The organism is Inquilinus sp., assembly GCF_057815775.1.
Window position 1 is genome coordinate 1 of sequence record NZ_JBYRFX010000321.1, and the last position, 5,783, is coordinate 5,783.

At 66.8% G+C, this 5,783-nt stretch carries 7 protein-coding genes; 4 read left to right on the forward strand and 3 right to left on the reverse strand.

Going from position 1 to position 5,783, the window contains the following annotated elements:
* The 3 genes from AC3XYG_RS11340 to AC3XYG_RS11350 all read right to left on the reverse strand — a co-directional run.
* Nucleotides 1–220: type 1 glutamine amidotransferase family protein (locus AC3XYG_RS11340; RefSeq protein ID WP_489139936.1), on the reverse strand; the 220-nt coding region annotated here is incomplete at its 3' end.
* A 370-nt stretch (nt 221–590) separates the two neighbouring features.
* Complete coding sequence (gene hemF, locus AC3XYG_RS11345) at nt 591–1,469, reverse strand: oxygen-dependent coproporphyrinogen oxidase (RefSeq protein ID WP_489139937.1); 879 nt, start codon at nt 1,467–1,469, stop codon at nt 591–593.
* Between the two features lie 30 nt (nt 1,470–1,499).
* Nucleotides 1,500–2,003 carry a tRNA (cytidine(34)-2'-O)-methyltransferase gene (locus AC3XYG_RS11350; protein WP_489139938.1) on the reverse strand — a complete coding sequence of 168 codons (504 nt, stop codon included), beginning with the start codon at nt 2,001–2,003 and terminating at the stop codon, nt 1,500–1,502.
* A gap of 184 nt (nt 2,004–2,187) precedes the next feature.
* Between AC3XYG_RS11350 and petA the strand changes: the two genes are divergently transcribed.
* The 4 genes from petA to AC3XYG_RS11370 all read left to right on the forward strand — a co-directional run.
* A complete protein-coding gene (gene petA, locus AC3XYG_RS11355; protein WP_489139939.1) occupies nt 2,188–2,772 on the forward strand; it encodes a ubiquinol-cytochrome c reductase iron-sulfur subunit in 585 nt (194 codons plus the stop codon).
* Nucleotides 2,773–2,795: 23 nt separating this feature from the next.
* Nucleotides 2,796–4,067: a cytochrome b gene (locus AC3XYG_RS11360; RefSeq protein ID WP_489139940.1), complete on the forward strand. Its 1,272-nt coding sequence runs from the start codon at nt 2,796–2,798 to the stop codon at nt 4,065–4,067.
* A 2-nt stretch (nt 4,068–4,069) separates the two neighbouring features.
* Nucleotides 4,070–4,885, forward strand: a complete 816-nt coding sequence (locus tag AC3XYG_RS11365; protein WP_489139942.1) for a cytochrome c1 — start codon at nt 4,070–4,072, stop codon at nt 4,883–4,885.
* A gap of 100 nt (nt 4,886–4,985) precedes the next feature.
* Nucleotides 4,986–5,783 (forward strand): acyl-CoA dehydrogenase family protein (locus AC3XYG_RS11370; RefSeq protein WP_489139941.1); only part of this gene is annotated, 798 nt, incomplete at its 3' end.

The following is a 5,783-nucleotide window of genomic DNA, read 5'->3' on the forward strand; positions in this document are numbered from 1 at the left end:
TGGGGTCGCCGCCGGGCACCCAGAGCACGTCGAGTTTCTTCGTGTCGGCGAACCGGTGCGTGGCGAGGAAGCGAAAGCCGTCGCGCGTCACGATCGGCTCGTCGGTCGAATGGGCCAGCAGTCGGACCTCCACCTCCGGCCCCACCCATTTCAACACCTCATGCGGTGCGGTGACGTCGAGCAGATCGACCTGCTGGTAGACGGGAATCCCGACGATCATCCGATGGTCTCCACGGAATGTACGGGCTGTAGCAGGCGTCCGGAGAAGATCACCAAGCTGACCAAGCCACAGCGTGACTATGAAATCAGTTGCTTTTCGAAAGCCGTATATCGGGCAGGAATACGAATAGTGATAATCAGGTGTTCGGTCCGCAATGATCGGGCCGTGAATTCAGAACAGAATGCCCAGGGATAATGATCCCGGGGGTTCGAAATTGCAATTCTTCCAAGAGATCGTGTGGAAACGCGCTGGTGTGAGTCGGCTGGCGATGGCTTCGAGAACCGGCGCGCAGCGGACATGGTCGTCCGTGAGCACCGGAAGCGGAGACGCCGCCGGCAGACGGCCGCACCGGCGCGTTTCCACACGATCTCTATGGCCAGGCCACCATCGGCGGCAGGGACATCAGGATCGCCTCGGTGTTGCCTCCGGTCTTCAGACCGAAGGTGGTGCCGCGGTCGTACAGCAGGTTGAATTCGACATAGCGGCCGCGGCGCTGCAGCTGGTGGGTGCGCTGCGCCTCGGTCCAGGGCCGGTCCATGTGGCGGCGGACGATGCGCGGATAGACGTCCAGGAAGGCCAGGCCGACATCGCGGGTGAAGGCCATGTCGGCCGCCCAGTCGCCGGTGTCGAGATTGTCGTAGAAGATGCCGCCGACGCCGCGCGGCTCATCCCGGTGCGGCAGGTAGAAGTATTTGTCGCAGGCCTCCTTGAAGCGCGGGTGGTAGGCCGGGTCGTGCCGGTCGCAGGCCGCCTTCAGCGCGGCGTGGAATTCCTGCGTGTCGGTATCGTCGGGCACCATCGGCGTCAGGTCGGCGCCGCCGCCGAACCAGCCGATCGAGGTGACGATCCGCCTTGTGTTCATGTGCACCGCCGGCACCAGCGGGCTGTGCAGATGCGCCACCAGGCTGATGCCCGCGGCCCAGAACCGGCCATCGCCTGCAGCGCCCGGGATTTGCGCCCGGAACGCCTCGGAGAATTCGCCATGCACGGCCGAGATGTTGACACCGACCTTCTCGAACACCCGGCCGCGCATGGTCGACATCACGCCGCCACCGCCGCCCGGCCGGTCCCAGGGCTTGCGTTCGAACCGGCCCGCGGGCTGGTCGGCGAACGGCCCGGCATGATCGTCCTCGATCGCCTCGAAGGCGGCGCAGATCCGGTCGCGCAGGCTGGCGAACCAGGCGGTGGCTTCGGTCTTCTGCGCCTCGATCGTCTCGGAGTCGGGGGTGGCGGACGGGGTCGTGCTCATGCGGCGGCCTTGGCTGGTGCGGCCGGCACCTTAGCCGGACCGGGCCGGGGTGGGAATCGGCGCCGCAGCCGCAGGTTTCGTCGTGGCATCCTCAAGCCGCGTCTGGCGAATCGCCTCACCCAGCACCATCGCCGCGGCGGTGGCGACGTTGATCGACCGCGCCTCCGGCCGCAGCGGGATCACCACCCGGGCGTCGGCCGCATCATGCACGTCCGGCGGCACCCCGGCGCGTTCGCGCCCCACCATGATCCGATCATCGGCCGCGAAGGCAAAGCCGGTGTAGGGCAGGGCGGCGCGGGTGGTCAGCAGCACCAGCCGGCCCGGCTGGGCGGTCTCGGCATAGCGCCGCCAGCTGGTCCAGCGCGTCAGATCCAGGAAATCGGCATAGTCCATCGCCGCCCGCCGCAGCCGCCGGTCGTCGATCAGGAAGCCGCAGGGTTCGATCAGGTCGACGGCGACGCCGAGGGCCGCGCCGAGCCGCAGCATGGTGCCGGTGTTCTGCGGAATATCGGGTTCGTAGAGGACGAGGCGCATGACATCCGGTGCGGCAGGGGCTGATAAATGGTTCTAGCGAATTGCCAGGGTCGGGACGGCATTGTATAGACCCGGAGCCGTATCCTGCCGGGGAATGCGGCGCCCTGTCTCGTTGCCGAAGCCAGCCTCGGCGCGGATCATGGGTTAAAACAAGGTCGACCAAGAACCGAGGACCGTAACAGCGATGTCGGACACCACCCTCCAGGGCACAACAGGCCCTAGCCACACGCCGTCCGGAGACCATTCGTCCGGGGAGGGGGGCACCCGCCGCGACTTCCTGTATCTGCTGACCGCCGGCGTCGGCGCCGTGGGCGTCGGCAGCGTGGCTTGGCCGCTGATCGACAGCCTGAACCCGTCCAAGGACGTGCTGGCCCTCTCCTCGGTGGAGGTCGACCTGGCGCCGGCCGCCGTCGGCCAGTCCCTGACGGTGAAGTGGCGCGGCAACCCCGTCTTCATCCGGCACCGGCCGGAAGACCAGATCAAGGCCGCCCAGGACGTCAACCTCAGTGAATTGCGCGACCCGCAGCCGGATTCGGTCCGGGTGCAGAAGGCGGAATGGCTGGTCGTCGTCGGCGTCTGCACCCATCTCGGCTGCATCCCGCTCGGCCAGAACGCCGGCGACAACCGCGGTCCCTATGGCGGCTGGTACTGCCCCTGCCACGGTTCGATCTACGACACATCGGGGCGCATCCGGCAGGGCCCCGCACCGGCCAATCTCGAAGTGCCGAAATACGCCTTCACCGCTGACACGAAGATCAAGATCGGCTGAGCCGCTCGGTCCGGAGATTCCCTATGGCACACTCAGCCCAACCGTCGAGCTTCAAGAATCCAGCCATCCGCTGGATCGACTCGCGGCTGCCGATCTTCTCCATGCTCTCGAAGGAGTATGGCGAATACCCGGCGCCCCGGAACTTCAACTACCTCTGGAACTTCGGCGCCATCGCCGGAATGATGCTGGTGATCATGATCGCCAGCGGCCTGTTCCTGTCGATGCAGTACACGCCGCATGTGGATTACGCCTTCCAGTCGGTCGAGCGCATCATGCGCGACGTCAACTATGGCTGGCTGATCCGCTACATCCACGCCAACGGCGCGTCGATGTTCTTCATCGCCGTCTACATCCACATCTTCCGCGGTCTCTACTACGGCTCCTACAAGGCGCCGCGCGAGCTGGTGTGGATCTTCGGCGTGGTGATCTTCCTGCTGATGATGGCCACCGCCTTCATGGGCTATGTGCTGCCCTGGGGCCAGATGAGCTTCTGGGGTGCCAAGGTCATCACCAGCCTGTTCTCCGCCATTCCGCTGGTGGGCGAGAACGTCGTGACCTGGCTGTGGGGCGGCTTCGCGGTCGATAACCCGACGCTGAACCGCTTCTACTCCCTGCACTTCCTGCTGCCCTTCGTGATCCTGGGCGTCGTCGTCATCCATGTCGGCGCGTTCCACGTCACCGGCTCGAACAACCCGACCGGCATCGACCCGAAGGGCCCGCAGGACACGCTGCCGTTCCACCCGTACTACACGGCGAAGGACAGCTTCGGCATCGTCGTGTTCCTGGTCTTCTACGCCTTCATGGTGTTCTTCATGCCCAACTTCATGGGGCATGCGGACAACTACATCCCGGCCAACTCGCTGCAGACGCCGGCGCACATCGTCCCGGAATGGTACTTCCTGCCGTTCTACGCGATCCTGCGGTCGATCACGTTCAGCCTGTTCGGCATCCCGGCGAAGCTGCTGGGCGTCGTCGCCATGTTCGGCGCCATTGCGGTGCTGTTCGTGCTGCCCTGGCTCGACACCAGCCGGGTCCGCAGCATCCGGTTCCGCCCGGTCTATCGCTGGTTCTTCTGGCTGCTGGTGATCTCGGTGATCGCGCTGGGCTATGCCGGGTCGCAGCCGCCGGAAGGTCCTGCCGTGCTGATCGGCCAGGTCGGCATGGTCTACTACTTCCTGTTCTTCCTGGTGATCACGCCGATCCTCGGCAAGATCGAACGGCCGCTGCCGCTGCCGCGCAGCATCAGCGAATCCGTCCTCGGTCCCTCGGCAGCCCCGAATACGGTGAAGGCGTGACCATGCCGCTCTTCGACAAGATCATGCTGAAAGCCACGGCCCTCAAGGCCATGGGCGCCACCGCGGCGATCCTGCTCTCGGCCGGCCTGTTCGCCCCCGGCGTGCAGGCGGCGGAGGGGCAGCCGGAACCGCCGGCGCAGAATTGGACCTTCGGCGGCTTCTTCGGCACCTTCGACCGGGCGTCGGCGCAGCGCGGCTTCCAGGTCTACAAGGAGGTCTGCTCGACCTGCCATTCGATGAAGCTGATGCATTACCGCGATCTCAGCGGGCTCGGCTTCAACGACGATGAGGTCAAGGCGATCGCGGCCGGCTACAAGGTGGCCGACACCAACGACGCTGGCGAGCCGATCGAGCGGACGGCGCTGCCGGCCGATCCGTTCCACAACCCGTTCCCGAACGACAAGGCGGCGGCGGCGGCCAATGGCGGCAAGACGCCGCCGGACCTGACGCTGATGGCCAAGGCGCGGGGCGAGGGCGGTGAGACCGACGGCCCGAACTACATCTACGCCTTCGTCACCGGCTTTGCCGATGCGCCGGCGGATTTCAAGGTGCCGGACGGGCTGAACTACAACACCTACTATCCCGGCCACACGACGGCGATGCCCAACATCCTGGGCGATGATGCCGTCACCTACACCGACGGCACCAAGGCGACGCACCAGCAGGAAGCCTGGGACGTCGTCAATTTCCTGATGTGGACGGCCGAGCCGACGATGGAGGTGCGCAAGCACACCGGCGCCAAGGTGGTGCTGTTCCTGATCATCTTTGCCGGGCTGCTGTATGCGGTGAAGCGCAAGGTCTGGGCCAACGCCCACTGAGACCTTCGGCGGGATTGCTTGAGACGGGGTGGCGCTTGCGCCGCCCCGTTTTATTTTGGCCCGTGCTATTTTGGGCGATCGCTCCTGGAGGCTGCCTGCCATGGACCGGATCGAGACCCGACCGCTTGAGCTTCCGCCCGCCATCCGCGGCCTGAACCTGTTCACCAGCGACCGAGACCTGCAGTGCCGCCTGGCCCGGCGCAGCCCGGACCTGCTGCCGCGCCATGGCGACCGCCTGGCCCGGTTCGGCGCCTGGGTCGGCGATGCTGTCGAGGCGCAGGCCGATTACACCAACCGCCACGCCCCGCCGCGACTCGAAAGCCATGACGGCTCGGGCGCCGCCACCGGCCGGGTGGTGCTGAACGCCGGTTACCGCGACTGCCATGCCGAAGCCTATCGCCGCGGCATCATCGGCCTGGCCTTTGGTGCCGAGGCCGAGCGGGCGCCGCATCTGCTGTCCTTCGTCATGGGCGGCGTGCTGTCCCAGGCCGATATCTCGCTGCATTGTCCGGTGACCATGACCGGCGCCGTCGCCTGGGTGCTCGACCGGCTGGCACCGGATGCGGTGCGGTCCGCCTGGCTGCCGCAGCTGATCCGGATGGACGGGCTGGCGCTCAGCGGCGGCACCTGGGCGACCGAGCTGCATGGCGGCACCGATGTCGCCGCCACCACCACGGTGGCGGAACCGGATGGTGCGGCCTGGCGGCTGACCGGCCTGAAATGGTTCACCAGCAATGCCGGCGCGGGTGTCGCCTTGGCCACCGCCCGGCCGCGTGGCGCACCGGACGGCGCGCGCGGCCTCGGCTGCTACCTCGTGCCCTCGACCCTGCCGGACGGCACGCCGAACCGGCTGCACATCCGCCGGCTCAAGGACAAGATCGGCACCCGCGGCCTGGCC

Coding starts and splice junctions, on each gene's coding strand:
- hemF (WP_489139937.1), bottom strand. CDS start 1,469: ATGAGCACGACCCCGTCCGCCACCCCCGACTCCGAGACGATCGAGGCG.
- AC3XYG_RS11350 (WP_489139938.1), bottom strand. CDS start 2,003: ATGCGCCTCGTCCTCTACGAACCCGATATTCCGCAGAACACCGGCACC.
- petA (WP_489139939.1), top strand. CDS start 2,188: ATGTCGGACACCACCCTCCAGGGCACAACAGGCCCTAGCCACACGCCG.
- AC3XYG_RS11360 (WP_489139940.1), top strand. CDS start 2,796: ATGGCACACTCAGCCCAACCGTCGAGCTTCAAGAATCCAGCCATCCGC.
- AC3XYG_RS11365 (WP_489139942.1), top strand. CDS start 4,070: ATGCCGCTCTTCGACAAGATCATGCTGAAAGCCACGGCCCTCAAGGCC.